Raw genomic sequence first — 25,838 nt, 5'->3', positions numbered from 1 at the left:
CCGGTCCGCCGGTCGTGCCGGTCCGCCGGTCGTGCCGGTCCGCCGGTCGTGCCGGTCCGCCGGTCGTGCCGGTCCGCCGGTCGTGCCGGTCCGCCGGTCGTGCCGGTCCGCCGGTCGTGCCGGTCCGCCGGTCGTGCCGGTTCGTCAGCCGTGCTGGTCCGCGGAGCCGTCGTCCGTGACCAGGCCGTCGTCGGCGACGATCGTGTGGTCGAGCGAGCTGAGGGCGTCCCCGGCGTGCGGGGCGGGCGGTTCCTCTCCGCTCAGCGCGTGGGAGGGGGTGACGGCCGCGACGACGAATCCGGCGGCGAGGGAGGCGATGGCGAGCATGCTGCGCTTCTTCATGCCCGCTCCAACGGGCCGCCCGGCACGGAGGTCACGCCCGGGCCGGGCGGGTGTTCCCGGCGACCGGACGAGAGACGCACATGAATGAACGTCTCTCCCGACTGTTCCCAACAGAGTCGGACAGGTTCTACCGTGGATCTAAGTGGCATGCACATGCCATCACTCTCTCGCGTGCCCGGAGGAACCCACCATGCGTCACCCGCGCAGCCTCCCCGGCCTCCCCGGTCTGCCCGGCTTCCCCGGTATCACCGGCCTCGGCCACCGAAAAGCCGAAAGGGCTGGAAGGACCGAAAAAGCCGGAAGGTTCGGAAGAAGCGGAAGGGCCGGAAGAACCCCCAGAGTCACCGGAGCGCTCTCCGCCGTGCTCCTGCTGGCGTCGGGGCTCACCACAGGACTGGCCGCCCCCGCCGCCGGGGCACCTGCGCGGACCTCGGCCGCCCCCGCGCTCGCCGACGGGCTCGCCCTCACCCCGCCCATGGGCTTCAACAACTGGAACTCCACGCACTGCCGTGCCGAGTTCAACGAGGACATGGTCAAGGGGATCGCCGACCTGTTCGTCGACAAGGGCCTGAAGGACGCCGGTTACCAGTACGTCAACCTCGACGACTGCTGGGCCCTGCCGTCCCGCGACGCGGAGGGCCGGCTCGTGCCGGACCCGGCCCGTTTCCCGCACGGCATCAAGGCGCTCGCGGACTACGTCCACACCAAGGGCCTCAAACTCGGCATCTACACCAGCGCCGGCACCAAGACCTGCGACAGCGCCGGCTTCCCGGGCGCCCTCGGCCACGAGTACGACGACGCGCGGCAGTTCGCCGGCTGGGGCGTCGACTACCTCAAGTACGACAACTGCAACAACCAGGGCGTCGACGCCCGGCAGCGCTACACGACCATGCGGGACGCGCTGAAGGCCGCCGCCCGGGAGACGGGCCGCCCCCTCGTGTACAGCATCTGCGAGTGGGGCCAGAACAAGCCCTGGGAGTGGGCGGCCGACGTGGGCCACCTGTGGCGCACCACCGGCGACATCAGCGACACCTGGGGCTCGATGCTGTCGATCCTGAAGCAGAACCTGCCCCTCGCCCCCTACGCCGGCCCGGGCCACTGGAACGACCCCGACATGCTGGAGGTCGGCAACGGCGGCATGACGGACACCGAGTACCGCAGCCACTTCTCGCTGTGGGCGGTCATGGCCGCGCCGCTGCTGATCGGCACCGACCTGCGCCGGGCCACCGCGGCGACGTACGACATCCTGGGCAACAAGGAGGTCATCGCCGTCGACCAGGACCCGCTCGGCCGGCAGGGCACCGTGGTCTCCTCCGCGGGCGGGCGCTGGGTCGTCGCCAAGGAGATGAAGGACGGCAGCCGGGCGGTGGCCCTCTTCAACGAGTCGGGCCGGCCGCAGCGCATCGCCACCACCGCCGCGGCCGTCGGCCTGCCCGCCGCCGCCGGGTACGGCCTGCGCGACCTGTGGCGCCACGAAACCCTCCACACCGCCGGCACGATCGCGGCCGCCGTCCCCGCCCACGGCACGGTCCTGGTCCGCGTCTTCGCCGACCGGCGCTGGGCGGCGCACCCGCCCGCCGTCGAACTCGGCCTGGCCGACGCCCCGTTCGTGCAGGCGGGCAGGCCCGCCGGCCTCACCACGGCCCTCACCGACCTGGGCCGCGTCCCGGCCGCCCGCGTCTTTGTGTCGCTGACCGGGCCGGAGGGCTGGACCGTACGCCCCGCCTCGCCGGCGACCGCCGTCGCCGTCCCGCCGGGCGGCTCGCTGCGCACCCGCTGGACGGTCACCGCTCCCCCGGGCACCCCCACCGGCCCCCACGGCCTGACGCTGCGGGCCCGCTACTCCTCCCCGTCCGGTGAGCGGGTGGAGGAGACGCTGCCGCTGACGGCCTCCGTGGTGGTGGCGCCGCCGTCGGGGACGTCGTACCTGAGCGACCTGCCCTGGCTCACCGCCACCAACGGGTGGGGGCCCGCCGAGCGCGACACCAGCAACGGCGAGAGCGCCGCGGGCGACGGCCGCCCGATCACCCTCGGCGGCGCGGTGTACGCCAAGGGGCTCGGCGTGCACGCCGAGAGCGCCGTCGAGTTCTACACCGGCCGGGCCTGCACCTCGGTGACCGCCGACATCGGCGTGGACGACGAGAAGGGCGACCGGGGCACCGTCGCGTTCGAGGTCTGGGCCGACGACACTCGGGTCGCCTCCAGCGGCGTCCTCACCAACGCCGCTCCCGCCCGCCCGCTCACCGCCGACGTCACCGGTGCGCAGGTGGTCCGCCTGGTCGTCACCGACGGCGGCGACGGCATCGACTCCGACCACGCGGACTGGGCGGACGCGCGGCTGAGCTGCTGAGCCGGGGCCGGGGCCGCCGGCGGGAGACGCGGGGCGGAAAGCCAAGGCAGCCGGGGCGGTGGGGTTTCGCCCGCCCCGGTCCCCGCCACCACCCGTGCGGCCTGAACGTTCCCGCACCGGCCGGCCCGTGTCACACCCCCGCCGCCGTGGGATCGGCGCGCCGCGCCAGCGCGGCCGCCGCCGCGCCGACCAGGCCGGCGTCCGTGCCCATGCGGGCCGGCACCACGGTGAGGCCGCGCACGAACGAGAGCGTGGCGTACTCGGCCAGGGCCCTGCGCAGCGGGGCGAACAGGACGTCGCCCGCCTTGCCCACGCCGCCGCCCACGACGGCGATGTCGATCTCGACGAGGGTCGCGGTGGCGGCGATGCCGGCGGCCAGGGCGCGGGCGGCCCGCTCGAAGGAGGCGACGGCGACCGGGTCGCCGGCGCGCGCGGCGGCGGCCACGGCGGCGGCGGAGGCGTCGCCGTCGGGGCCGGGCCGCCAGCCGCCGTCCAGGGCGCGGCGGGCGATGTTCGGCCCGCTGGCGATGCGCTCGACGCAGCCGCGCGCACCGCACGGGCAGGGGTCGCCGTCCAGGTCGACGCTGATGTGGCCGATGTGACCGGCGTTGCCGGTGGGCCCGGGATGCAGCCGGCCGTCGAGGACGAGGCCGCCGCCGACACCGGTGGAGACGACCATGCACAGCGCGTTGTCGTGGCCGCGCGCGGCGCCCTGCCAGTGCTCGGCGGCCGTGATGGCGACGCCGTCGCCGATCAGCTCGACGGGCAGGTCCCCGGTGACCGCGCGCACCCGCTCGACCAGCGGGAAGTCCCGCCAGCCGGGTACGTTGACCGGGCTGACCGTGCCGGCCGAGGCGTCCACCGGGCCCGCGCTGCCGATGCCGAGCGCGCAGGCGCGCGTCCACAGCGGGGACGCGGCGAGTTCCCCGAGCACCTCCTCGACGGCCCGCATCACGCTCTCGCCGTCCTCCTGGGCGGGTGTGGGACGCTGGGCGCGCGCCAGGATGCGGCCGTGGCCGTCCACCAGCGCCCCGGCGATCTTGGTGCCGCCGATGTCGAGCGCGGCCACGAGGTCGGTCTGCATCAGTGTCGGATCTCCCCGTCAGCCATGGGAAACCCCATGGGAACCGTACGGATGGACCGGCCGTTCTCGCGGTGGGGGCGCAGGGCCGGAGATTGCGCTGGACAGTCTTTCCTCCATCTGACAACGTTGTCCAGCCTCTATGCTCGACGCCACATCCTCATACAACCCGATGGACGGCCGCATCCCCGGGCGCAGGACCCGTGGCCGTCGAGCTCGCGGACGACCGGCCCGTGGACGACAGGACCCATGGACGACAGGACAGGACAGCGCATCGTGCCCGACACCGCCCGCCGAGCGGAGGAGCCCGCCGGCGCCCGCTACGGCAACCGTCCGACCATGAAGGACGTGGCCGCGCGCGCCGGCGTGGGCCTGAAGACCGTCTCCCGCGTGGTCAACGGAGAACCGGGGGTCACCCCCGAGACCGAGCGCCGCGTCCAGGAGGCCATCGAGGCCCTCGGCTTCCGCCGCAACGACAGCGCGCGGGTACTGCGCAAGGGCCGCACCTCCAGCATCGGGCTGGTCCTGGAGGACCTCGCCGACCCCTTCTACGGGCCGCTCAGCCGCGCCGTGGAGGAGGTGGCCCGGGCGCACGGCACGCTGCTGTTCAACGGCTCCAGCGCCGAGGACCCCGAGCGCGAGCAGGAGCTGGCGCTGGCGCTGTGCGCACGCCGAGTGGACGGGCTGGTGGTGATCCCGGCCGGCGACGACCACCGCTATCTGGAACCGGAGATCAAGGCGGGCGTGGCGACGGTGTTCGTGGACCGCCCGCCCGGCCGGATCGAGGCCGACGTGGTGCTGTCGGACAACTACGGCGGTGCCCGCTCGGGGGTCGCCCACCTCATCGCCCACGGCCATCGGCGCATCGGCTTCATCGGCGACATGCCGCGCATCCACACCGCGGCCGAGCGGCTGCGCGGCTACCGGGCCGCCATGGAGGACGCGGGGATACCCGTCGCCGAGTCGTGGATGTCGCTGGGCGCCACCGATCCGGAGCGGGTGCGGCGGGCCGCCGAGGAGATGCTCTCCGGCCCGCACCCGGTCACCGCGATCTTCACGGGCAACAACCGGGTGACGGTCACCGTGATCCGCGTCCTGGCCGAGCATCCCCGCCGGGTCGCCCTGGTCGGCTTCGACGACCTCGAACTCGCCGACCTGCTGAAGCCGGGCGTCACCGTCGTCGCGCAGGACGCGGCCGCCCTCGGCCGTACCGCCGCCGAGCGCCTGTTCCGCCGACTGGACGGCTCCCCGCCCGCCCCGGAGCGGATCGAACTGCCGACCCGGCTGATCACCCGCGGCTCGGGCGAGCTGCCCCCGGCGGACTGAGCGGCCCATGGCGGACTACTCCCTGCACGCGCTCGGCCTCGCCGAGGCCCCGCGCGACCATCCGCTGCGCTACCCGGGTGCCTGGCCGGCCCGCTCCGGGCTGCTGGCCGGCGACGCCTACCTGCCGCTGGAGCGCCTGGTGCACGACGACCGCGTGCCGGTCCTCGCCATCGGCTCCAACGCCTGCCCCGGCCAACTGCGGCACAAGATGGACGAGTGCGGCATCACCGCGCCCGTGCCGATGGTGCGGGCCCGGGTGACCGGCGTCGACGTGGGCGTCTCCGCGCACGTCAGCCGCGCCGGCTACATCTCGGCCGCGCCCTTCGACGCCCCCGACGCGGTACGGGAGCTGTTCGTGACGTGGCTGGACGCCGAGCAGCTCGCCGTGATCGACGCCAGCGAGGGCGTGCCGGTGCCGGGCGGCAACTACGACCGTGCGTGGCTGCCCGCGCCCGAGTTCCGCATCGAGCTGGAGGACGGCACACGGCTGCCGGGCGTGTTCGCGTACGTCAACCGCCACGGCGTGCTGCACGACGGCACCGGCCTTCCCCGCCGGCATCCGGGGCAGCGGGCCCTGCTGACCGAGTTCCTCGCCGCCTCCCGGCCGTTGCGGGAGCTGTTCGGCGTCACGCCGGAGGAGTTCTGCGCGCGGGCCCGGGCCGACCGCCGGCTGTGCGCGCGGGGCACCCGGCTGTTCGCCGAGGAGAAGTGGGTGACGGCCGGCGGGCTGGAGCAGTACGTGGTCCGTTCGGCAGCCGTCGCGGCAGCCTCGCCGCCCGTGGGAGGGACGTCGCCGCCGTAGCCGGCGCCGGGGCCGGGGCGCGGCGGACCGGCCGCGGCGAGCGGGCGTCCCGGCTCCCCGGCCGGCCCGCCGCCGTCCGCGCCGCAGTGCCGGTTCGGGCCTGTCCCCGACGTGCCCGTCGCCTCGTCGGAGAGCACTCGGCCGGATGGCGGGCCGGTCCGGGGGTACTTGCCGCCCATGATGAGGCACGCGGTGTGGCAGGGGCTGGTGGCCGGTACGGCCGGAACGCTGGTGATGACGCTGGGCGAGAAGGCGGAGCAGCGGCTGACCGGCCGGCCGGACTCCCACGTGCCCGCCCGGACGCTGGAACGGCTGACCGGGGTGCGGGAGCGCGCGGGCCGGCAACCGGCCGGGGTCAACCGGGCCATGCACCTCGGCCAGGGAGCGCTGCTGGGTGTGCTGCGGTCGGTGATGGCGCAGGCGGGGCTGCGCGGGCCGTGGTCGTCGGCGAAGTTCGCGGTGGTGCGGCTGACCAACGACCAGATCCTGGAGAACGCCACGGGTGCCGGCGCCCCGCCGCAGACCTGGCCGCGCGCGGAACTGGCGGTCGACCTGCTGCACAAGGCCGTGTACGCCTTCGCCACCGGTGCCGTCGCCGACGCCCTGGCCGCGCGCTCCGGCCCCGGCCCGGGGCAGCGTCACGCGGCGCGGCGCCCGGGTCGTCGCGCCGGTGTGGGGCCGCCCCCGGCGCGGCGGACACGCCCGGGCCGAGCTGCGGCGGCACGCCGCTCCCGGCCGCTCGGCGGCTGACACCGCACCACGGGCCGGGGGCAGCGGCCCCGCCGCCCCTGGCGCCCCGTTTCGTCACCGCCCGCCTCTGGGGGCCCGTGCGCCCATGACCGCTTTCCCGCGCACCGGTTCCCGCGCACCGATTCCCGCGCGGCGGACCCGGTCCGTGCCGGCGTGCCCCGGCCGTTGCGGCCGGCGCTCGCCGCCGGCGTTCGGGCGGTGTTCCGGCTGCCGGCCCGGCTGCGGCGCGCGCCCGCGCTGCATCCCGAGAGGCTGCTGTGCGCCGACCGGTTCGAGGTCGTACCGGCGGACGGGCGGCCCGGGGGCGTGCCCTGGCTGGACGGCCCGGGCACGTACCGGGCGACGGTGCGGCTGTTCCGGGCGGCGGGACTGCCGCGGCGGCTGCCGGACGGGCTGGGGCCGGCCGTGCGCGTCGAGGACGCCGCCGGTCCGGGCCGGCCGGTCGACCTGCTGCTGACCAGCAGCGGCGCGGGGCGCCTGTCCCGGCACATTCCGCGGATGCGGGCGAACGCCCTGGGCGGGCCCTGCCCGGCGCTGCTGTCGTACCGGACCGGCGGCCGCAGGCGGGTGCCGGCCGCCTTCCCCCGGTCGCGGCGGCCCGTGCGGGCCGGCCCGCCGCATCTGCGCCGGGCCCTGGCGGCCGGGCCGCTCGTCTTCGGCCTGCGGGCCGCCGGCCCCGGCGAGCGGTGGCGCACGTTCGCGGTCCTCGCCGTCCGGGAGCCGGTGGCGGACGGCCCGGCCACGGGCCCCGCCTACGCCCTCCACCGTCACTGCGCGCCCGGCTTCACCCCGACCGGGACGCTGTCCGGCCTGCGGGACGCCGCCTGCCGGGGGTCCCGGGCCGGCCGGTGACCGGGCCCCGGGCGGCGCCGGTCACGACGCGGTGAGTCAGGACGGCCAGGGCGCGGAGGCGGTGGGGGTGCCGCGGTGCGGGGCGGCGAAGGACTCCAGGTCGGCGCGGGTCAGCCCGGTGCGGCGGGCGACCTCGGCGGTGTCGAGGGCGCCGCAGTCCAGGCCGCGCAGCAGGTGGCCGCTGAGGGCCCTGGCGGTGGCGGGTTCGTCCAGGACGGCGCCGCCCGACCGGTGGGCGTAGCGGGTGAGGCGGTCCGCCGCCTGCTCGAAGCCCTCGCGGTAGAAGGCGAAGACGGCCGCGTACCGGGTCGGCAGGTGGCCGGGGTGCAGGTCCCAGCCCTGGTAGTAGGCGCGGGCCAGGGCGCGGCGGGTGAGGCCGTAGTGCAGCCGCCAGGCGTCGTGCACCTGCCGGGTGGACCCGACCGGCAGGACGTTGGTGGAGCCGTCCGACACGCGTACGCCCGTGCCGGCGGCGGCGACCTGCATGACCGCCTTGGCGTGGTCGGCGACCGGGTGGTCGCCGGCCTGGTGGGCGGCGGAGACGCCGAGGCAGGCGCTGTAGTCGAAGGTGCCGTAGTGCAGGCCGGTGGCGCGGCCCTCGGCGGCCTGGATCAGACGGGCGACGGTGGCGGTGCCGTCGGCGGCGAGGATGGCCTGGCTGGTCTCGATCTGGATCTCGAAGCCGAGGCGCCCGGCCGGCAGGCCGTGCGTCCTCTCGAAGGCCTCCAGCAGCCGGACCATGGCGGTGACCTGCTCGGGGCAGGTCACCTTCGGCAAGGTCAGCAGCAGCCCGCCGGGCAGGCCGCCGTGTTCGATCAGGCCGGTGAGGAACACGTCGAGGGTGCGGATGCCGCGGGCGCGGACGGCGGCCTCCAGGCATTTCATGCGGATGCCCGTGTACGGGGGTGCGGTGCCGGCCGTGTGCGCCTCGGCGACGAGGCGGGCGGCGCGGGCGGCGTGCTCGTCCTCCTCGGCGTCGGGGCGCAGGCCGTAGCCGTCCTCGAAGTCGATGCGCAGGTCTTCGACCGGCTCGCGCTCCAGCTTGGCCCGCACGCGCGCGTACACCGGCTCGGCGAGGTCGTCGGCCAGGCCCAGGACGGCGGCGAGGGCCGCGGCGTCCGGGGCGTGCGCGTCGAGCAGGGCGCGGGCCTGCCGGCCCCAGTCGCGGACCGTGCCGGCGGTGAGGGCGTCGCCGGGGACGTAGACGGTGTGGACGGGCTGGCGGGTGCCGGGGTCCCCCGGGTAGCGGCGCGCGAGTTCCGCGTCGACCCGCGCGAGCAAGGTGTCGATCTCCTCGCCGACGCCGGCCGCGAGGCTCGTCACCACCTTCTCCTGCCGGCTCTGCCCCATCCCCGCCCTCCCTTTTTCCGCTCTACGGAATAAACAATCCGTAGAAGGACGGTATCCGTGCCTCTCGCGCCCGGTCAACACCGGGCGGCCGCGCGCCCGTCCCGCGGCGGGCATGCGCGAAGGCCCCCGCGACCTCGCCGGTCGCGGGGGCCTTCGCCGGGCCTGCGGGGCTCAGCCCTTGCGGGCCTTGATCTGCTCGGTGAGCTGCGGGACGACCTCGAACAGGTCGCCGACCACGCCGTAGTCGACCAGGTCGAAGATCGGGGCCTCGGGGTCCTTGTTGATGGCCACGATGGTCTTCGAGGTCTGCATGCCGGCGCGGTGCTGGATCGCGCCGGAGATGCCGGTGGCGATGTACAGCTGCGGCGAGACGGTCTTGCCGGTCTGGCCGACCTGGTTGGTGTGCGGGTACCAGCCGGCGTCGACGGCGGCGCGCGAGGCGCCGACGGCCGCGCCGAGGGAGTCGGCCAGCTCCTCGATCAGGCGGAAGTTCTCCGCGCCGCCCACGCCGCGGCCTCCGGAGACCACGATCGCGGCCTCGGTCAGCTCCGGGCGGCCGGTGGACTCGCGCGGGGTGCGCGAGGTGATCTTCGTGCCGGTGGCCTTGTCGGAGAAGCTCACCGCCAGCTGCTCCACCGCGCCGGCGGCCGGGGCGGCCTCGACGGGCGCCGAGTTCGGCTTGACCGTGACGACCGGGGTGCCCTTGGTGACGCGGGACTTGGTGGTGTAGGAGGCGGCGAACACCGACTGGGTGACCACCGGGCCCTCGTCACCGGCCTCCAGGTCGACGGCGTCGGTGATGATGCCGGAGCCGATGCGCAGCGCCAGGCGGGCGGCGATCTCCTTGCCCTCGGCGGAGGAGGGCACCAGCACGGCGGCCGGGGAGACGGCCTCGACCGCGGCCTGCAGCGCCTCGACCTTGGGCACCACCAGGTACTCGGCGTACTCGGCGGCCTCGTGGACGAGGACCTTCTCCGCGCCGTGCTCGCCGAGCTGGGCGGCGGTGTTCCCGGCGCCGGCGCCGAGGGCGACGGCGACCGGGGTGCCCAGGCGGCGGGCGAGGGTGAGCAGTTCCAGGGTGGGCTTGCGGACGGCGCCGTCCACGTGGTCGACGTAGACGAGAACTTCAGCCATGGGAATGCATCTCCTGCGGATTGCGAAGTCTGGGGGCGGAAAGGAGGGGTGGGGTGAAGTTCCCGGTCAGATGAACTTCTGGCTCGCGAGGAACTCGGCGAGCTGCTTGCCGCCCTCGCCCTCGTCCTTGACGATCGTGCCCGCGCTGCGGGCCGGACGCTCGGCCGCCTCCTCGACCTTGGTCCAGGCGCCCTCCAGACCGACCTCGTCGGCGTCGATGTCCAGGTCGGACAGGTCCCAGGACTCCACCGGCTTCTTCTTGGCCGCCATGATGCCCTTGAAGGACGGGTAGCGGGCCTCGCCCGACTGGTCGGTCACCGACACGACCGCCGGCAGGGAGGCCTGGAGCTGCTCGGAGGCGGCGTCGCCGTCCCGGCGGCCGGTGACCGTGCCGTCCTCGACGGAGACCTCGGAGAGCAGGGTCACCTGCGGTACGCCCAGGCGCTCCGCCAGCAGCGCCGGCACGACGCCCATGGTGCCGTCGGTGGAGGCCATGCCGGAGATCACCAGGTCGTAGCCGGCCTTCTCGATCGCCTTGGCCAGGACCAGGGAGGTGCCGATGGCGTCGGTGCCGTGCAGGTCGTCGTCCTCGACGTGGATCGCCTTGTCCGCGCCCATGGACAGCGCCTTGCGCAGCGCGTCCTTGGCGTCCTCCGGGCCCACGGTCAGGACGGTGACCTCGACGTCGTCGTCCGCGTTCTCCTTGATCTGCAGGGCCTGCTCGACCGCGTACTCGTCCAGCTCGGAGAGCAGACCGTCCACGTCGTCGCGGTCGACGGTCAGGTCATCGGCGAAGTGCCGGTCGCCAGTGGCGTCGGGCACGTACTTCACAGTGACAACGATCCTCAAGCTCACGCCGGCTCTCCTACTGCATCGTCATGTCTGGGCTGCCTCTTGCAGGCAGCATAGGCGCCCGAAGCGGCCGATCCCGGTCGGGGCGACTCCGCACTCCGAACGAAATATTACTCGCCAGTACATCCAGTTCCTGCCCGCTAAGCAAGCGCTTTGAACTGTGACCTGTGCAACGCAGCGTAACCGGAACCGGACGGCCGCGCAGGAGGGCGGACGAAAGCGGAGCGGGTGGAGCGGAGGGCCGTCAGTCCCGCAGGGCCGTGAAACGCCCCTGGTGGTACAGCAGGGGCCGGCCCTGCCCGGCGGGGTCGCCGAGGGCGACCTCGGCGAGGACCACGCGGTGGTCCCCGGCGGGCACCCGGGTGACGATGCGTGCCACCACCCATGCGAGGACGCCGTCGAGCAGCGGGACGCCGTGCGGGCCCTCGCGCCAGGCGGTGGCCGGGCCGAAGCGGTCCGCGCCGCTGCGGGCGAAGGTGGCGGCCAGCTCCTGCTGGTGCTCGCCGAGTATGTGCACGCCGACGTGGTCCGTGGCGGCGATCGCCGACCAGCTGGAGCCGCCGGTGCTGACGCCGAACGACAGCATCGGCGGGTCGGCGGAGACGGAGGTGAGGGAGGTGGCGGTGAAACCGACCGGGCCGTGTGCGCCGCGGGCGGTGATCACGGCCACGCCGGCGGCGTGCCGGCGGAAGACGGAGCGCAGCAGGTCGGGCGAGGCGAGGCGGAACGTGGTCAGGTCGGGCGAGGCCGTCATGAAGTTGTCCTTCGTCGGGGGCGGGGGGCGGTCCGGCGGCTGCTCACCGGGCCGGGCAGCGCGCGCTCGCGGCGCGGGCGGGATCGATGTGCGGCCGCCCGACGAGAAGGAGTTCCGAAGGCATACGGCCAGGCTGACGACGCGTGGTGCACGCAGTCAAGTACGTCCGGTGTTCCGCGAGACGGCTCACACCTCCGCCCGGGGGTCTCACACCGCCTCGCCCAGCGCGGCGATCACGTCGGCCTTGCGCGGCTGCCCGGCGGCGCGCCGCACCACCCGGCCCCCGGCGTCCAGGACGAGCACGGTGGGCGTTTTGACGACGTCCAGCCGGCGTACGAGGTCCAGATGCGCCTCGGCGTCGATCTCGACGTGCGCGACGCCGGGCACCATGCCGGCCACCTCGGCGAGGACGCGGCGGGTGGCCCGGCAGGGGGCGCAGAAGGCGCTGGAGAACTGCACCAGGGTGGCGCGCTCGCCCAGGGCGGCGCCGAGCGCGGCCGCGTCCAGCCGCTCGTCCCCGTCCCGCACACGCACGCGCACCCTCCCCTTCCGCCGCCGCTGTGGCATTTTGCGGGCGGTCGCCGCCGGCGGCGCCGCCGCACCCACCACGATTCCGGTCGTCGTGCAGGTGCAGCGCCCACGGGACCGCGGGAATTCCCGGCCCCCGGAAAAGGGCGACCGGGGCCGCGGCGGCCGCGGCGTTCGCGAACGCCGTCCCGGGGTACTGCCCGGGGTGAGACGTACGTGCTGCCGCGCCGCGCAAGGGGCGCGCGGAGCAGCCGGGGACTGCGGCGGGGAGGGATCACACGACCGACGTGACGAGGATCTCGCCGTCGGCGGGCACCCGGACTGGCCCGCCGGGCGTTCTTCGTGCACGATCTGCGAGAGCCGTAAACCTACGGCCGCGTAACTTCCCGCCGGGAGTCCCCTTCCCAAGGTTCCCAGGCAGAACAGGAAGGGTCCGTCCCGTCCATGGCTGAGCTTGTCTACCGTCCCGTGATCGGTCTCGCCCTCGCGATGTTCCGGGTGTGGGACCTGAAGATCGACTGCAGGGGTTCGGAGAACATCCCCCGCTCGGGCGGTGCCGTGCTGGTGAGCAATCACATCAGCTACCTGGACTTCGTCTTCAACGGCCTCGCGGCGCGCCCGCAGAAGCGCCTGGTGCGCTTCATGGCGAAGGAGTCCGTGTTCCGGCACCGCGTCGCCGGTCCGCTGATGCGCGGCATGAAGCACATCCCGGTGGACCGCGCGCAGGGCGAGGCGGCCTACGCGCACGCCCTGGACTCGCTGCGGTCGGGAGAGGTCGTCGGGGTCTTCCCGGAGGCCACGATCTCGCAGTCGTTCACCCTGAAGACCTTCAAGTCGGGTGCCGTCCGCCTCGCCCAGGAGGCGGGCGTGCCGCTGGTTCCGATGGCCCTGTGGGGCACCCAGCGGCTGTGGACCAAGGGCCGTCCGCGCACCTTCCGCCGCAGCCACCTGCCCGTCACCATCCGGGTCGGCGCCCCTCTGGAGGCCCCGCGCGGCCAGTACGCCGGCGCCCTCACCGCCCGCCTGCGCGAACGCGTCCAGGAGCTGCTCGAGGCGGCCCAGCGCGCCTACCCGGGCCGCCCCAAGGGCCCGGACGACACCTGGTGGATGCCCGCCCACCTCGGCGGCACCGCGCCGGCCCCGGAGGAGCCGAGCGCGGCGAAGGCCCGCTGACCGGAGCCCGCCGCCCGGGCTCCGGGCGGTGACGACGGCCGCCGCCCGGAGCCGTCGTCGTGCGGCAATCCGTCGTTGTGCGGCAATCCGCCGTCGTGCAGCACCAAGGATGCGGCCACCCGGTCGCAATGGCTTTCCGGGTGGCCGCATGCTCGTGCTCCGGTCATGGGGCGGTCACTGCCGGGCCATCTCCTCCTTGAGCGCGGCCACGAACGCGTCCACGTCGTCCTCCGTGGTGTCGAAGGAGCACATCCAGCGCACGTCGCCGGCGGCCTCGTCCCAGAAGTAGAAGCGGAACCGCCGCTGCAGCCGCCGGCTCACCTCCTGCGGCAGCCGGGCGAAGACGGCGTTGGACTGGACGGGGTGGAGGATCTCCACGCCGCCCACGGCCCGGACGCCCTCGGCCAGGCGCTGGGCCATCTCGTTGGCGTGGCGGGCGTTGCGCAGCCACAGGTCCCGGGCGAGCAGTGCCTCCAGCTGCACCGACACGAAGCGCATCTTCGAGGCCAGTTGCATGGACATCTTGCGCAGGTGCTTCATCCGGCGCACGGCGTCGGGGTTGAGGACGACGACCGCCTCGCCGAACATCGCGCCGTTCTTCGTGCCGCCCAGGGAGAGGATGTCCACGCCGACCGCGTTGGTGAACGTGCGCATCGGCACGTCCAGAAACGCGGCGGCGTTGGCCAGCCGGGAGCCGTCCAGGTGGACGTACATGCCGCGCGCGTGCGCGTGCTCGCAGATCGCGCGGACCTCGTCCGGGGTGTAGACGGTGCCGAGCTCGGTGCTCTGGGTGATCGACACCACCTGCGGCATGGCGCGGTGCTCGTCCTCGAAGCCGTACGCCTGCCGGTCGATCAGCTCGGGGGTGAGCTTGCCGTCCGGGGTGGGCACCGTGAGCAGCTTCAGGCCGCCCATGCGCTCCGGCGCGCCGCACTCGTCGACGTTGATGTGGGCGCTCTCCGCGCAGATCACCGCGCCCCAGCGGTCGGTGACCGCCTGCAGCGCGACGACGTTGGCGCCGGTGCCGTTGAAGACCGGGTACGCCTCGGCGGTCGCGCCGAAGTGGCTGCGGATGATCCGCTGGAGGTTGTCGGTGTAGGCGTCCTCGCCGTAGGCGACCTGGTGCCCGCCGTTGGCCAGGGCCAGGGCGGCGAGCACCTCCGGGTGGGCGCCGGCGTAGTTGTCGCTGGCGAAGCCCCGTACCTCGGGGTCGTGGTGGCGACGGGCGTCGGTTCTCGATGGGTTCACGGCTGCTCGGTCAGCCACAGGCGCTTCCCGTTCACTTCGGCGGCGGGCTTCTCCCACACTCCGGCGATGGCCTCGGCCAGGTCCTTGACGTCGGTGAAGCCCGCGAACTTCGCGTTGGGGCGGTCGGCGCGCATCGCGTCGTGCACCAACGCCTTCACGACCAGGATCGTAGCCGCGGAGGAGAGCTCCCCGGCGGCCCCCGCCTTGCGGAAGTAGTCCGCCATGGCCAGCGTCCACGCCTCGGCGGCGGCCTTGGCGGCGGCGTAGGCGGCGTTGCCCGCGGTGGGCCTGCTCGCACCCAGGGCGCTGATGAGGACGTAGCGGCCGCGGTCGCTGCGCTGGAGGGCCTCGTGGAAGGCGAGGGAGGTGTGCTGCACGGTGCGGATCAGCAGCAGCTCCAGGAAGTCCCAGTCGTCGAGGCTGGTCTTGGTGAAGGTCTCGCTGCCGCGCCAGCCGCCGACGAGGTGCACGAGCCCGTCGACGCGGCCGAAGTCCTTCTCGACGCGGGTGGCCCACTCGCGGGTCGCCCTGAGGTCGAGCAGGTCGACGGTGTCGCCGGTGACGGTGGCGCCGCCGCGGGCGTAGCGCGCCGCGTCGACGGCCTCCGCGAGCCGCTCGGGATCGTTGTCGGAGCCGACGACGGTCGCCCCCGCCTCCGCGAGCCGCCGCAGCGTCGCGCGGCCGGCGGGCCCGCCCGCGCCGGCCACCGCGATCACCGCGCCGCTCAGCGCCCCGTTGCCGTTCGCCATCTTCTCCTCCTGAGCCGTGTTCCCGGCGCGGTCGCTCACGCGGCGACCCGGTCGGCGCTGTCGGCGGTGATGCCCTTGGTGGAGGCGATCACCTTCTTCAGCTTCTTCTGCAGCGCCTCATAGAACATGCTCAGGGGAAACTCGTCGGGAAGCACGTCGTCGACGAGCTTGCGCGGCGGCTGGCTCAGGTCGAGGGCCTCGGGTCCCTTGGCCCACTTGGAGGCGGGGTGCGGGGCGAGGTGGCGGGAGACCAGCTCGTAGCCGGCGAACCAGTGGACCAGCTTGGGCCGGTCGATGCCGTCGCGGTACAGCTTCTCGATCTCGGCGCACAGCTGGTTGGTGACCTGCGGTGCGCGCTCGAAGTCGATGGACAGCTTGTTGTCCCGCCAGCGCACCACGTCGTGCTGGTGCAGGTAGGCGAAGAGGAGCTGGCCGCCCAGGCCGTCGTAGTTGCGCACGCGCTCGCCGGTGACCGGGAAGCGGAACATGCGGTCGAAGAGGACGGCGTACTGCACGTCACGGGCCTGCGGCACGCCCTCGGCGGCGAGCTGGACGGCCTCCTTGAAGGCGGTGAGGTCGCAGCGCAGCTCCTCCAGGCCGTACATCCAGAACGGCTGCCGCTGCTTGATCATGAACGGGTCGAACGGCAGGTCGCCGTGGCTGTGGGTGCGGTCGTGGATCATGTCCCACAGCACGAAGGCCTCCTCGCACCGCTTCTGGTCGTGGATCATCGCCTCGACGTCCTCGGGCAGCTCCAGGCCCAGGATGTCGACGGCGGCGGCGGTGACCCGGCGGAAGCGGGCGGCCTCGCGGTCGCAGAAGATGCCGCCCCAGCTGAAGCGCTCGGGCGCCTCGCGCACGGCGATGGTCTCCGGGAAGAGGACGGCGGAGTTGGTGTCGTAGCCGGAGGTGAAGTCCTCGAAGGTGATGCCGCAGAACAGCGGGTTGTCGTAGCGGGTGCGTTCCAGTTCGGCCAGCCAGTCCGGCCAGACCATGCGCAGCACGACCGCCTCGAGGTTGCGGTCGGGGTTGCCGTTCTGCGTGTACATCGGGAAGACGACCAGGTGCTGCAGGCCGTGCTGCCGGTTGGCGGCGGGCTGGAAGGCGAGCAGCGAGTCGAGGAAGTCGGGCACCCCGAAGCCCTCGGCGGCCCAGCGGCGCAGGTCCTTCACGAGCGCGGCGTGGTACTCGGCGTCGTGCGGCAGCAGCGGGGAGAGCTGCTCGACGGCCTCGACGACACGGCGCAGGGCGTCCTCGGCCTCGGCGCGGGTGGGGGCTCCCTCGGCGTCGAAGTCGATGGAGCCGTCCTTCGACTGCCACGGCCGGATCTGCTCCACGGCATCCTTGAGCGCGGGCCACGCCGGGTGCTCCACCACCCTGGCCGCAGGAGAAACCTGCCCCTCGGCGCGCTCCTGCACAAGAATTTCCGTCATGTCCCATCCTCCACGGGAGAACCTCGCGTCGAGGACACCGTATGTCCCCTGGTTTCAGCCAGCAAGAGGATCATCGGGAAATCGTCCTGCACACCCCGGCCAAAGCCGCGGTTTTTCCTGCTGTACCCCGTTGCGGCGACAGGTATGCGCGCCACGGCGGGGCGGATGCGCGCGAGCGGCGGGACCGGCGGGTCTAGGCTGCCTCCCGGCGCGCGGACCGCCGCCCGCGGTGCGGCCGGATCGCGTGTTCCCCCCACCGCCGTCGACGGAAGCGAGGCGAACGTTGCATTTCCTGACCATCGGACACCGCGGGGTGATGGGTGTCGAGCCGGAGAACACCCTGCGCTCCTTCGTGGCCGCCGAGGCGGCCGGGATGGACGTCATCGAGCTGGACCTCCACCTGAGCCGGGACGGCGCGCTCGTCGTCATGCACGACGCGGAGGTGGACCGCACCACCGACGGCAGCGGGCCGATCGCCGAGAAGACCCTGGAGGAGCTGCGCGCCCTGGACGCGGGGCGCGGGGAGCGGGTACCGGTCTTCGAGGAGGTCCTGGAGGCGGTGCGCACCCCGCTGCAGGCGGAGATCAAGGACACGGCGGCGGCCCGGGCGCTGGCCGAGGTGATGCGCGCACGGGACCTGGTGGAGCGGGTGGAGGTGTCCTCCTTCCACGACGAGGCGATCGCGGAGATCGCCCGGCTGGTGCCCGGGGTGCGCACCGCGCTCGTCGCGAGCCGCTACGGCACCGACGTGGTCGACCGGGCGCGCGAGGCCGGGGCGGCGACGGTGTGCCTCAACATCCGGCGGCTGACCCTGGAGGTCGCCGAGTACGCGCGCAAGGCGGACCTGCGGATCATCGGCTGGGTGGTCAACACCCAGGACCACCTGCGGCTGGCCCGCGCCCTGGAACTGGACGGCGTCACCACCGACTACCCGGAGATCAGGCGGATCGGCCGCCTCACCGCGTGACCGCGTGACCGCGTGACCGCGGGCGGCACCGGCACCGACATCGGCATCGGCGTTGGCATCGGCGTCGGCATCGGCATCGGCATCGTCCGGGCCCGGGCGGGCCGCTGTTCGGACGGACCGCCGTTCGGGTGAGCCGCCGTTCAGGCGAGTTCCTTGACCAGCAGTTCGAACCGCAGGTCGGGGCGGCGCGGGATGCCGAAGCGCTCGTCGCCGTAGGGGAACGGGGTCGTGCGGCCCGTGCGGCGGTAGCCGCGCCGCTCGTACCAGGCGATGAGGTCGTCGCGGACGGAGATCACCGTCATGTGCATCTCCGCCGCGCCCCAGCTCTCGCGGGCCTGCCGCTCCGCCTCGGCCAGCACCGCCTTGCCCAGGCCCGCGCCCTGCTCGGTGGGGCTGACCGCGAACATGCCGAAGTAGGCGTGGTCGCCGCGGTGCTCGAGCTGGCAGCAGGCGACCAGGCGGCCGTCCCGCTCCGCCGTCAGCAGCCGGCTGCCGGGCGCCTTGATGACCTCCAGCACGCCCTGCGGGTCGGTGCGCTGCCCGTCGAGGATGTCCGCCTCCGTGGTCCAGCCGCGGCGGCTGGACTCCCCGCGGTACGCCGACTCGATCAGCGTGACCAGCGCGTCGACGTCGGCGTCGGTGGCGTCGCGGAAGGTCAGTCCGGTGGCGGTGGTGTCCATGGGGCGGCTCTCCCGTTCAAGGCGGTTCACGGCGCGTGCGAGGCGAGGACGAGCCTAACGCGGCCATTAGGCTCCGCCGCATGGTGCACGTACTCAGCAGCCGCGTCCTGCTCCGCCCCACCGACCCCGAGCGCTCCCGCGTCTTCTACGGCGAGCGGCTGGGCCTCGCCGTCCACCGCGAGTTCGGCACCGGGCCGGAGCGCGGCACCGTCTACTTCCTCGGCGGCGGCTTCCTGGAGGTCTCCGGCCGCTCCGACACCCCGCCGAGCCCGGCCCTGCGGTTGTGGCTCCAGGTGGAGGACGTCACCGCCGCCCACGAGGAGCTGCGGGCGAAGGGCGTGGAGATCGTCCGGCCGCCGGTGAAGGAGCCCTGGGGCCTGATCGAGATGTGGATCGCCGACCCGGACGGCACGCAAATCGTCCTGGTGGAGGTCCCGGCGGACCATCCGCTGCGGTACCGGCCGGGGATCTGAGAGGGCCGCGGTCCGGGTGGCTCCCGAGGGGGTCGTGGTCCGGTCGGCTCCCGAGGAAGGCAGGGTGCGGCCGGCGTGCCGGGGTCCGGTCAGCCGCGGATCCGGAGTCCGCGGTCAGCCAAGGAGGGATCGTCGCGCTGCCCATACAGGAAGATCAGCAGGTGTTTCACACGTAAAATTCCGTCGCCGGCGCTCCGCAGCACCCCGCAGCGCTCCGCCGTGCTCTTCCAAGCCCCCCGCGTACACCCTTGCGCTCGCGTGCCCGCCGCATCGCCCGGGCATCCCTCCGACCGACCGCCGTGGGAGACGTCGAGGAGGGCACGGGTGCACGGACCGGCTTCACCCGGCTGGCTGCTGGTCGCGCTGTGCGCGGCGACCGGGGCGTACTGCCTGCTGCGGATGCGCAGCGGTGTGGAGGAGCAGCGCCGCAGCGCGGGCGGCGAGGCGCTGATGGGGTTCGGGATGGCGGTGATGGCCGTCCCCGCGGGTGTGTTCGCGCCGCCGGCGTGGGTCTGGTCCGGTTACGCGGCGGTGTTCGGCGCGGCCGGGCTGCGCGCCCTGTGGTCGGCGCGGCGCGGGGCCCACCACCTGCACCACCTCGCGGGAGCGGCGGCGATGGCCTACATGGCCGTGGCGATGGCCGTCTCCCCCGGCCACCACCACGGGCCCGGCACGTCCGGCGTCCCGCTCCTGACGGGCGTGCTGCTGCTGTACTTCTCGGGGTACGTGCTGCTGTCCGGGGCGCGGCTGGTGCCGGTCGCCGCGGTGGCCGGCGGGGGCGGCGTGCGCTGGGGCGACCGGCCGGAACTGGCGCGGGCGTGCCGGCTGTCGATGGGGATCGCGACGGTGGCGATGCTGCTGGCCCTGTGAGGCGGCGCGGCTGGGGCCGTCGTGGTCTGCGTCACTTTGCCGCAGCCGGTCGTACCGGCGGGTAGCCGGCCCCTCATAGGCTGCTGCCCATGATGGTCCCCGCGGTCCTGCTGCTGCTCGGCGCCCTGACCGCCGTCGTCGCTCCCCGGCTGCTCGCGCGCGCCGAGTGGCCGGACCGCGAACCGGTGGTGGCCCTGTGGGTGTGGCAGTGCGTGGTGGCGGCCGTGCTGCTGTGCTGCGCGCTGTCGATGACGCTGAGCGCGGCGGCCGCCTGGGAGGCGGTGCGCGGCCACGTGTTCGCGCCGGCGCCGCGGCCCGTCGTGAAGGCCTACGTGCCCGCTGCGCCCGGCCCGTGGGCGGCCGTCACCGCGGTGGCGCTCGCCTGCGGCGGGGTGTGGAGCGCGGTGATGCTGGTGCGCGAGGTCGCCCGGGCGCAGGCCCGGCGCCGCCGGCGGCGGGCCGAACTGCGCCTGCGGGCGCCGCTGTTGCCGGGCGAGGAGCCCGGCGCCGGGCGGCTGGTGGTGCTGGAGGGGGAGCGGCCCGACGCCTGGTGGCTGCCCGGGACGCCGCCGCGGCTCGTGGTCACCACGGCCGCGCTGCGCCGCCTGCGGGGACACCGGCTGGACGCCGTCCTCGCCCACGAGCAGGGCCACGCCCAGGCCCGCCACGACTGGCTGCTGCACTGCTCGGCCGCGCTGGCCGCCGGGTTCCCGCAGGTGCCGGTGTTCGCGGCGTTCCGCGACGAGATGCACCGCCTGGTGGAACTCGCCGCCGACGACGTCGCCTCCCGCCGCTTCGGCCGCCTGACCACCGCCCTCGCCCTCGTCGAACTCAACGAGGACCGCGGCGTCTTCGGCCCCGCCCCCACCCCGCACGCCCACCTCCCGCAGCGTGTCCACCGCCTCCTGACTCCCCCGCACCGCCTCCCCGTCCTGCGCCGTCTCCAACTGACCGCGGCGGCCGCCCTCGTACCGGTGCTGCCGGTCCTGGTGGCGCTGGTGCCGGGACTGCGGGCGCTGGGATAGCCGGGATAGTTGGGCTGGCTGGGACAACGGCCGCCGGCACGGTGGGCCTCACGGGCCCCGGTGGTGGCCTCCCGCCCCGCCCGTCGGGGACGATCGCTCCATGCGCGCCCCGCACGTTCCCGCCCCGCCCCGCTCGTCCGGCGACCGCGCGGCGGTCCGCGCCGCGCTGGTGCTGGGCGGCTGCTCGGTGCTGCTGCTGACGCTGGTCGCCGTCCGCTGGGGTCCCCTGGTCGGCGCGGACGGGGACGTGGCCCGCGCCACGCACCGCTGGGCGGTCGGCGAGCCCGGGATTACCCGGGTCCTGCGGATTCTGACCGACTGGGTGTGGGACCCGGTGACCATGCGGCTGGTGTGCGCGGCGGTCGCGGTGTGGCTGGCCGGGCGGCGCGGGGAGTGGGGGACGGCGGTGTGGCTGGGCGCGACCTGCGCGCTGGCCGCCCTGCTGCAGCAGGGGCTCAAGAGCGCCGTCGACCGTCCCCGGCCGGTGTGGCCCGATCCCGTGGACTCCGCGCGCTTCGCCGCGTTCCCCTCCGGGCACGCCCTGACCGCCACCGTGGTGTGCGGGCTGCTGCTGTGGCTGCTGCGCCGGCACGGCGCCGGGCCCGTGCTGCGGCGCACGGCCCTGGCGGTGGCCCTGGTCAGTGTGGTGGGCGTCGGGTTCACCCGGATCTGGCTGGGCGTCCACTGGCTCACGGACGTCGTCGGCGGCTGGCTGCTGGGCGCCTGGGTGGTGGCGCTGGCCGTCCTGGCCCGCGGACGGTGGCGGACGTGACCGCCGCGGCCGCGTCCGGCGCACGAGGCACGCGGACGGGGCGGCCGTGTCCGGCACACGGCGCACACGAAGGGGGGCGGGGGCGGCCGCGTCCGGCATACGGCGTACGCCGCCGGGGAGATCACGGCCGCGCCCGGGATCACTAGGATCACCGCATGGCCGCCGTCCTCTTCGACTTCTCCGGAACCCTCTTCCGCGTCGAGTCCACCGAGTCCTGGCTGCGCGCCGTGCTGGACGAGGCCGGAATCGCCCTGCCGGAGCGGGAGTTGGCCGAGAAGGCGCGGGCGCTGGAGGAGGCGGGGGCGCTGCCCGGCGGGCCGCCCCCGCTGCGGGTGCCGGAGCCGCTCGCCGCCCTGTGGGCGGAGCGGGACCGCAGCGCCGAGCTGCACCGGGCCGCCTACACCGCCCTCTCCCGCCAGGTGCCGCTCCCCGACCCGCGGCTGCACGACGCCCTCTACGACCGGCACCGCACCCCGGCCGCGTGGGCGCCCTACCCCGACGCCGCCGAGGTGCTGCGCGCGCTGCGGGAGCGCGGCGTCGGCGTGGGCGTGGTCAGCAACATCGGCTGGGACCTGCGCCCGGTCTTCCGCGCGCACGGCCTCGACGCGTACGTGCAGACGTACGTCCTGTCGTACGAGCACGGCGTCCAGAAGCCCGATCCGCGGCTGTTCGCCACCGCCTGCGCGGAGCTGGGCGCCGACCCGCGGGAGGTGCTCATGGTCGGCGACGACCGGCACGCGGACGGCGGTGCGGCGGACCTGGGCTGTGCGGTGCACTTCGTGGACCACCGGCCGGCCGCCGAACGGCCCGACGGGCTGCGGCCGGTGCTCGACCTGGTGGACCGGGCGGGCGGATCGGGCGGCTGAGGAGCCGGCCCGGTCGCCGCGCGGAAGGGCTCCGGGCACCCGGCGAAGAAGTAGCCTCAGGAAACCTGTGGAGCGAAGGACGTCCGCCCCGGACGATCCCCCGCGTCGCCCGAGGCGGACGGCAGACCGGACAGGCCCGCTCGGGGCGTGTCCGGACGCACTGAGTATAGTTGGCTGGCAGCCAGTCAACGCAAGGAGTTACAGGATGTCCCCGCGCAGCGCCTCGGTCAACGAAGAATTGCGGCGGAGATCGCGGGAGCGGCTCCTGCAGGCGGCGGTCGAGCTGGTCGGCGAGCGCGGCTACGACGCCACGACGCTGGCCGACATCGCCGACCGCGCCGGTTCCGCACGCGGACTGGTGTCGTACTACTTCCCCGGCAAGCGCCAGCTCGTCCAATCGGCGGTGCACCGGCTGATGCACCGCACCCTGGAGGAGGCGCTGGAGCGCGAGCCGCGCACCGAGGACGGCCGGGAGCGGCTGGCCCGCGCCATCGACGCCGTCCTGGGTCTCGCCCGCGACCGGCCGGTGCTGATGCGCCAGCACATGGCCGGGATCCTGCAGGCCGAGGGCTTCGTCCAGTGTCCGGAACAGCAGCGCCTGGCCCAGCTGCTGCGCGACACCGTCGCCCGGCACGGCTCCCGGGACGTCGACACCGACTACCCCAGGCTGCGCGCGCTGCTCATGGGAGCGGTCTACGCGGCCCTGGTGCCCGGGGTGCCGATGCCGCTGCCGGTGCTGCGGGCGGAACTGTTCGAACGCTACGGACTCGACTGGGAGATGGGGTCGCCGCCGGACCGGGAACCCCCCGGCAGCGGCGGCGACACGGACCTGTCGCGGTTCTTCGCGACCGGGCGGGACGCCGGGCGGCCGTAGACCGGGCCGGGCGCCGTGGCCGGGGATACGCCTCCCCGGCCGCGCGGGTACGGTGCCGTGCCGCGCCGGTTCCGGCACCGCGCCGGCTCCGGCGCCGCGCCGGCTCCGGCGCCGGGGTCAGCCCGCGCGGCGCCGGGCGTGACGCGGGGTGAGGAGGCCCGCGTCCCTGGCGCGGGCGATCATCCGCAGGGACTTGCGGCGGCTGCGGCCGGTGGCGCCCATCACCGCGAGCACCGGGTCGGTGCCCGCGGTCTGGGCCGCCCGGTACGCGGCGGCGACGAGCCGACAGCCCTCGATGCCGCGCGGCAGGCCGGCCCGGGAGCGGCGCGAGCCGGCCCCGGACCGGCTTGCCGCGGGCCTGCCGCCGGCCACGGAACGACCCGTCACGGACCGGCCGGCCACGGGTTTCGCCGCTCCGCCGTCCGCGCCCGGTGGTTGCCCCGCCCCGGCGGACGCGCCGTCCGCGCCCGCCGGCTCGGTGCCCGCCGCGCGTCCCGCTTCTTCGGGTTCGGTTTCTCCGGCGCGCCCCGCCGCCTTGGGCTCGGCCACCCCTGCGCGCTGCGCCGCCCCGGGAGCGGCTTCCCGCGCGCGCTGCGCGACTCCCCCGGCGTGTCCCGCCGGCCCGTGCACGCCCTCCCCCGCGCGCTCTGTCGATCCCTCCGCGCCCTCTCCCGTACGCTCCGTCAACTCCTCCGCGCCGTTCCCCGCCCGCCCCGCCGCCTCGTGCGCGTCCTCCCCCGCGTGCCCGGGCGCGGTCTCCTCCCCGCCCGGGGTCCCGCGCGCCACACCGAGGCGGGCCCGGACCCGGGCGGCGAGCAGGGTCAGGTCCTCCGGGGTCAGCGCGGGACTGGCGCGGACCTCCTCCAGGCCGACGCGGCCGTCCGCGACGACCGCGAGCGCATCGATCCGCGCGCCGTCGGGGAAGTCCAGCCGGACGGTGAACCATGCCGTGACGCCATCCCGCCCCCGCACCCGCCACGCGGGCCGCACGGACACGGCGCCCTCCTGTGGACCCCGGTCGGAAAGGTGAAGAAAGGAAGCCTCGAGCACACACGGAACGTAATCTCGCGATCACACTCCATACGGACGGACACGCGCGCCCGGTCGGCGCGGCACCCTCCCGGCGCAGCCCGGCCGGTGCGATGCTGAAGGCGTCAGCGCTCTCCTGGCAGCGGGCCGTCCCGCGGCCCCGGGGTGAGGAGTTCCGCCGTGCTGCGTGTCGCCGTCGTCGGGTCGGGACCGAGCGGTTGCTACACCGCGCAGGGTCTCGTCGAGCAGGATCCCGCAGTGCGCGTGGACGTCCTGGACCGGCTGCCGTGCCCGTACGGCCTGGTGCGCTACGGGGTCGCACCGGACCACGAGAAGATCAAGTCTCTGCAGCAGACGCTGCGGACGGTGCTGGAGCACGACCGGGTGCGGTTCCTCGGCGGGGTGCGGGTCGGCGGGCCGGGCGGGCTGCCGGTGGACCGGCTCAGGGAGCTGTACCACGCGGTGGTGTACTGCGTGGGCGCCGCCACCGACCGCCACCTGGGGATCCCCGGCGAGGACCTGCCGGGCAGCTGGTCGGCGACGGAGTTCGTCTCCTGGTACAGCGCCCACCCGGACGCGGTCGACGCCGGTTTCGTGCGCGAGGCGCGCTCGGCGGTGGTCGTCGGTGTGGGGAACGTGGCCGTGGACGTCACCCGGATGCTGGCGCGCGGGGCGGCGGAGCTGAGCCGTACCGACATGCCGCAGGCGGCGTTGCGCGCGCTGGCGGCGAGCCGGGTGCGCGAGATCCACATGGTGGGCCGGCGCGGTCCCTCGCAGGCCCGCTTCACCACCAAGGAACTGCGCGAGCTGGGCACCCTGCCGGACGCCGAAGTCGTCGTGGATCCGGCCGAGTTGGCGCTGGATCCGGCGTACGGGGATCCGTCGGGGCTGCCGGCGGCGCAGCGGCGCAACCTGGAGGTGCTGCGCGGCTGGGCCGAGGCGCCGGCCCGGGGGGCCGCCCGCCGCATCCGGCTGCGTTTCTACCTGCGGCCCGTCGAACTGCTCGCCTCCGGCAAACGGGTGGGCGCGGTCCGCTTCGAGCGGACCGCTCCGGACGGGCACGGCGGCGTGATTGGCACGGGCCGGTACGAGGAGATCGAGGCGCAGCTCGTGCTGCGTTCGGTGGGGTACCGCGGAGTGCCGCCGGCGGGCCTGCCGTTCGACGCCGAGCACGGGACGGTGCCGCACGAGGCGGGGCGCGTGCTGCGGGACGGATCGGTGGCGCCGGGCGAGTACGTGGCCGGCTGGATCAAGCGGGGCCCGACCGGGGTCATCGGCACCAACCGGCCGTGCGCGAAGGAGACGGTGGCCTCGCTGCTCGCGGACGCCCCGGCGCTCGTGCGCAGGCCGGTCCCGGACGATGCGCTCGCGGCGCTGCGCGCCGCGGGGATCGAGCCGGTGGAGTGGGCCGGATGGTGTGCGATCGAGCGGGCCGAGGCGGAGCTGGGGGCCGCGCTCGGGCGGAGCACGGTCAAGCTGCCGGACTGGGAGTCGCTGCTGGCGGCGGCGCGTACGGCGGCGTCCTAGCAGGTGCGTCGGCGCGGGCCGCCTGACGGCG

The 25,838-nt window shown here is 74.9% G+C and carries 26 protein-coding genes; 14 read left to right on the top strand and 12 right to left on the bottom strand.

The genetic code is table 11. From position 1 onward, the window contains the following. Nucleotides 1-144: 144 nt before the first annotated feature. Nucleotides 145-342: a hypothetical protein gene (locus IE225_RS21800; protein ID WP_190059284.1), complete on the bottom strand. Its 198-nt coding sequence runs from the start codon at nt 340-342 to the stop codon at nt 145-147. A 475-nt stretch (nt 343-817) separates the two neighbouring features. Here IE225_RS21800 and IE225_RS21795 point away from each other — a divergent pair, with 475 nt between their 5' ends. Continuing rightward, entirely contained in the window at nt 818-2,692 is a 1,875-nt protein-coding gene (locus tag IE225_RS21795; RefSeq protein ID WP_190059406.1) for an NPCBM/NEW2 domain-containing protein, read from the top strand. 130 nt (nt 2,693-2,822) lie between these two features. On the opposite strand, the gene IE225_RS21790 is transcribed toward IE225_RS21795, so the two are convergent. Beyond that, a complete protein-coding gene (locus tag IE225_RS21790) occupies nt 2,823-3,776 on the bottom strand; it encodes an ROK family protein (protein ID WP_190059283.1) in 954 nt (317 codons plus the stop codon). Between the two features lie 246 nt (nt 3,777-4,022). Between IE225_RS21790 and IE225_RS21785 the strand changes: the two genes are divergently transcribed. The 4 genes from IE225_RS21785 to IE225_RS21770 all read left to right on the top strand — a co-directional run bounded on the left by IE225_RS21785 (nt 4,023) and on the right by IE225_RS21770 (nt 7,503). Continuing rightward, nucleotides 4,023-5,099, top strand: a complete 1,077-nt coding sequence (locus IE225_RS21785) for a LacI family DNA-binding transcriptional regulator (protein ID WP_190059282.1) — start codon at nt 4,023-4,025, stop codon at nt 5,097-5,099. Nucleotides 5,100-5,106: 7 nt separating this feature from the next. Next, a complete protein-coding gene (locus IE225_RS21780; protein WP_190059281.1) occupies nt 5,107-5,901 on the top strand; it encodes a hypothetical protein in 795 nt (264 codons plus the stop codon). Between the two features lie 177 nt (nt 5,902-6,078). After that, nucleotides 6,079-6,651 (top strand): hypothetical protein, encoded by a 573-nt coding sequence (locus IE225_RS21775; RefSeq protein WP_190059280.1) that lies wholly within the window; start codon nt 6,079-6,081, stop codon nt 6,649-6,651. Between the two features lie 153 nt (nt 6,652-6,804). Further along, nucleotides 6,805-7,503 carry a phosphodiesterase gene (locus IE225_RS21770; protein WP_229879885.1) on the top strand — a complete coding sequence of 233 codons (699 nt, stop codon included), beginning with the start codon at nt 6,805-6,807 and terminating at the stop codon, nt 7,501-7,503. A 36-nt stretch (nt 7,504-7,539) separates the two neighbouring features. On the opposite strand, the gene IE225_RS21765 is transcribed toward IE225_RS21770, so the two are convergent. The 5 genes from IE225_RS21765 to IE225_RS21745 all read right to left on the bottom strand — a co-directional run bounded on the left by IE225_RS21765 (nt 7,540) and on the right by IE225_RS21745 (nt 12,160). Continuing rightward, a complete protein-coding gene (locus tag IE225_RS21765) occupies nt 7,540-8,853 on the bottom strand; it encodes a DUF6986 family protein (protein WP_190059279.1) in 1,314 nt (437 codons plus the stop codon). Between the two features lie 171 nt (nt 8,854-9,024). Beyond that, nucleotides 9,025-9,987, bottom strand: a complete 963-nt coding sequence (locus tag IE225_RS21760) for an electron transfer flavoprotein subunit alpha/FixB family protein (RefSeq protein ID WP_190059278.1) — start codon at nt 9,985-9,987, stop codon at nt 9,025-9,027. Between the two features lie 66 nt (nt 9,988-10,053). Next, entirely contained in the window at nt 10,054-10,842 is a 789-nt protein-coding gene (locus IE225_RS21755) for an electron transfer flavoprotein subunit beta/FixA family protein (protein WP_190059277.1), read from the bottom strand. Between the two features lie 241 nt (nt 10,843-11,083). Continuing rightward, on the bottom strand, nt 11,084-11,593 hold the full coding sequence (locus IE225_RS21750) for a flavin reductase family protein (RefSeq protein WP_190059276.1): 510 nt from the start codon (nt 11,591-11,593) through the stop codon (nt 11,084-11,086). 207 nt (nt 11,594-11,800) lie between these two features. Beyond that, complete coding sequence (locus IE225_RS21745) at nt 11,801-12,160, bottom strand: thioredoxin family protein (RefSeq protein WP_190059275.1); 360 nt, start codon at nt 12,158-12,160, stop codon at nt 11,801-11,803. 405 nt (nt 12,161-12,565) lie between these two features. Between IE225_RS21745 and IE225_RS21740 the strand changes: the two genes are divergently transcribed. Further along, nucleotides 12,566-13,294: a lysophospholipid acyltransferase family protein gene (locus tag IE225_RS21740; RefSeq protein ID WP_190059274.1), complete on the top strand. Its 729-nt coding sequence runs from the start codon at nt 12,566-12,568 to the stop codon at nt 13,292-13,294. Nucleotides 13,295-13,468: 174 nt separating this feature from the next. On the opposite strand, the gene IE225_RS21735 is transcribed toward IE225_RS21740, so the two are convergent. The 3 genes from IE225_RS21735 to IE225_RS21725 are packed head-to-tail and all read right to left on the bottom strand — an operon-like array spanning nt 13,469 to nt 16,724. After that, the gene (locus IE225_RS21735) at nt 13,469-14,542 is read right to left on the bottom strand and encodes a threonine aldolase family protein (RefSeq protein ID WP_190059273.1); all 1,074 of its coding nucleotides are present in this window, start codon (nt 14,540-14,542) and stop codon (nt 13,469-13,471) included. Beyond that, complete coding sequence (locus tag IE225_RS21730; RefSeq protein WP_190059272.1) at nt 14,539-15,291, bottom strand: SDR family NAD(P)-dependent oxidoreductase; 753 nt, start codon at nt 15,289-15,291, stop codon at nt 14,539-14,541. Before IE225_RS21730 ends, IE225_RS21735 begins: the two co-directional genes overlap by 4 nt. 35 nt (nt 15,292-15,326) lie before the next feature. Then, nucleotides 15,327-16,724, bottom strand: a complete 1,398-nt coding sequence (locus IE225_RS21725; RefSeq protein WP_190059271.1) for a DUF6421 family protein — start codon at nt 16,722-16,724, stop codon at nt 15,327-15,329. 283 nt (nt 16,725-17,007) lie between these two features. Here IE225_RS21725 and IE225_RS21720 point away from each other — a divergent pair, with 283 nt between their 5' ends. Continuing rightward, on the top strand, nt 17,008-17,691 hold the full coding sequence (locus IE225_RS21720) for a glycerophosphodiester phosphodiesterase (RefSeq protein ID WP_190059270.1): 684 nt from the start codon (nt 17,008-17,010) through the stop codon (nt 17,689-17,691). 140 nt (nt 17,692-17,831) lie between these two features. Here the strand turns inward: IE225_RS21720 and IE225_RS21715 are convergent, their stop codons facing one another. After that, on the bottom strand, nt 17,832-18,371 hold the full coding sequence (locus IE225_RS21715) for a GNAT family N-acetyltransferase (RefSeq protein ID WP_190059269.1): 540 nt from the start codon (nt 18,369-18,371) through the stop codon (nt 17,832-17,834). A gap of 80 nt (nt 18,372-18,451) precedes the next feature. Here IE225_RS21715 and IE225_RS21710 point away from each other — a divergent pair, with 80 nt between their 5' ends. The 6 genes from IE225_RS21710 (at nt 18,452) to IE225_RS21685 (ending at nt 23,251) form a co-directional block, all read left to right on the top strand. Beyond that, complete coding sequence (locus IE225_RS21710) at nt 18,452-18,844, top strand: VOC family protein (RefSeq protein WP_190059268.1); 393 nt, start codon at nt 18,452-18,454, stop codon at nt 18,842-18,844. A 324-nt stretch (nt 18,845-19,168) separates the two neighbouring features. Next, entirely contained in the window at nt 19,169-19,714 is a 546-nt protein-coding gene (locus tag IE225_RS21705) for a DUF5134 domain-containing protein (RefSeq protein WP_190059267.1), read from the top strand. Between the two features lie 89 nt (nt 19,715-19,803). Beyond that, a complete protein-coding gene (locus IE225_RS21700) occupies nt 19,804-20,739 on the top strand; it encodes a M56 family metallopeptidase (RefSeq protein WP_190059266.1) in 936 nt (311 codons plus the stop codon). A 100-nt stretch (nt 20,740-20,839) separates the two neighbouring features. Continuing rightward, a complete protein-coding gene (locus IE225_RS21695) occupies nt 20,840-21,511 on the top strand; it encodes a phosphatase PAP2 family protein (RefSeq protein WP_190059265.1) in 672 nt (223 codons plus the stop codon). 155 nt (nt 21,512-21,666) lie between these two features. Next, a complete protein-coding gene (locus tag IE225_RS21690; RefSeq protein ID WP_190059264.1) occupies nt 21,667-22,377 on the top strand; it encodes an HAD family hydrolase in 711 nt (236 codons plus the stop codon). 205 nt (nt 22,378-22,582) lie between these two features. Then, complete coding sequence (locus IE225_RS21685) at nt 22,583-23,251, top strand: TetR/AcrR family transcriptional regulator (protein ID WP_190059263.1); 669 nt, start codon at nt 22,583-22,585, stop codon at nt 23,249-23,251. Nucleotides 23,252-23,368: 117 nt separating this feature from the next. On the opposite strand, the gene IE225_RS34280 is transcribed toward IE225_RS21685, so the two are convergent. Further along, nucleotides 23,369-24,241 (bottom strand): DUF6214 family protein, encoded by an 873-nt coding sequence (locus IE225_RS34280; RefSeq protein ID WP_506004984.1) that lies wholly within the window; start codon nt 24,239-24,241, stop codon nt 23,369-23,371. A 219-nt stretch (nt 24,242-24,460) separates the two neighbouring features. Here IE225_RS34280 and IE225_RS21675 point away from each other — a divergent pair, with 219 nt between their 5' ends. Then, nucleotides 24,461-25,807: an FAD-dependent oxidoreductase gene (locus IE225_RS21675; protein WP_190059262.1), complete on the top strand. Its 1,347-nt coding sequence runs from the start codon at nt 24,461-24,463 to the stop codon at nt 25,805-25,807. Nucleotides 25,808-25,838 lie beyond the last annotated feature (31 nt).

It is taken from the genome of Streptomyces echinoruber, assembly GCF_014651135.1.
Lineage (GTDB): Bacteria > Actinomycetota > Actinomycetes > Streptomycetales > Streptomycetaceae > Streptomyces > Streptomyces echinoruber.
The sequence above is the reverse complement of the archived record's forward strand: the minus strand, read 5'-3'. Positions and strand labels throughout refer to the sequence as shown.

What these genes read in the sequence shown, in the direction of transcription:
- IE225_RS21800 (WP_190059284.1), bottom strand. Translation starts at nt 342, where the DNA reads ATGAAGAAGCGCAGCATGCTCGCCATCGCCTCCCTCGCCGCCGGATTC.
- IE225_RS21775 (WP_190059280.1), top strand. Translation starts at nt 6,079, where the DNA reads ATGATGAGGCACGCGGTGTGGCAGGGGCTGGTGGCCGGTACGGCCGGA.
- IE225_RS21740 (WP_190059274.1), top strand. Translation starts at nt 12,566, where the DNA reads ATGGCTGAGCTTGTCTACCGTCCCGTGATCGGTCTCGCCCTCGCGATG.
- IE225_RS21760 (WP_190059278.1), bottom strand. Translation starts at nt 9,987, where the DNA reads ATGGCTGAAGTTCTCGTCTACGTCGACCACGTGGACGGCGCCGTCCGC.
- IE225_RS21745 (WP_190059275.1), bottom strand. Translation starts at nt 12,160, where the DNA reads ATGCCACAGCGGCGGCGGAAGGGGAGGGTGCGCGTGCGTGTGCGGGAC.
- IE225_RS21780 (WP_190059281.1), top strand. Translation starts at nt 5,107, where the DNA reads ATGGCGGACTACTCCCTGCACGCGCTCGGCCTCGCCGAGGCCCCGCGC.
- IE225_RS21695 (WP_190059265.1), top strand. Translation starts at nt 20,840, where the DNA reads ATGCGCGCCCCGCACGTTCCCGCCCCGCCCCGCTCGTCCGGCGACCGC.
- IE225_RS21795 (WP_190059406.1), top strand. Translation starts at nt 818, where the DNA reads ATGGGCTTCAACAACTGGAACTCCACGCACTGCCGTGCCGAGTTCAAC.
- IE225_RS21765 (WP_190059279.1), bottom strand. Translation starts at nt 8,853, where the DNA reads ATGGGGCAGAGCCGGCAGGAGAAGGTGGTGACGAGCCTCGCGGCCGGC.
- IE225_RS21690 (WP_190059264.1), top strand. Translation starts at nt 21,667, where the DNA reads ATGGCCGCCGTCCTCTTCGACTTCTCCGGAACCCTCTTCCGCGTCGAG.
- IE225_RS21730 (WP_190059272.1), bottom strand. Translation starts at nt 15,291, where the DNA reads ATGGCGAACGGCAACGGGGCGCTGAGCGGCGCGGTGATCGCGGTGGCC.
- IE225_RS21700 (WP_190059266.1), top strand. Translation starts at nt 19,804, where the DNA reads ATGATGGTCCCCGCGGTCCTGCTGCTGCTCGGCGCCCTGACCGCCGTC.
- IE225_RS21710 (WP_190059268.1), top strand. Translation starts at nt 18,452, where the DNA reads ATGGTGCACGTACTCAGCAGCCGCGTCCTGCTCCGCCCCACCGACCCC.
- IE225_RS21715 (WP_190059269.1), bottom strand. Translation starts at nt 18,371, where the DNA reads ATGGACACCACCGCCACCGGACTGACCTTCCGCGACGCCACCGACGCC.
- IE225_RS21685 (WP_190059263.1), top strand. Translation starts at nt 22,583, where the DNA reads ATGTCCCCGCGCAGCGCCTCGGTCAACGAAGAATTGCGGCGGAGATCG.
- IE225_RS21750 (WP_190059276.1), bottom strand. Translation starts at nt 11,593, where the DNA reads ATGACGGCCTCGCCCGACCTGACCACGTTCCGCCTCGCCTCGCCCGAC.
- IE225_RS21725 (WP_190059271.1), bottom strand. Translation starts at nt 16,724, where the DNA reads ATGACGGAAATTCTTGTGCAGGAGCGCGCCGAGGGGCAGGTTTCTCCT.
- IE225_RS21790 (WP_190059283.1), bottom strand. Translation starts at nt 3,776, where the DNA reads ATGCAGACCGACCTCGTGGCCGCGCTCGACATCGGCGGCACCAAGATC.
- IE225_RS21785 (WP_190059282.1), top strand. Translation starts at nt 4,023, where the DNA reads ATGGACGACAGGACAGGACAGCGCATCGTGCCCGACACCGCCCGCCGA.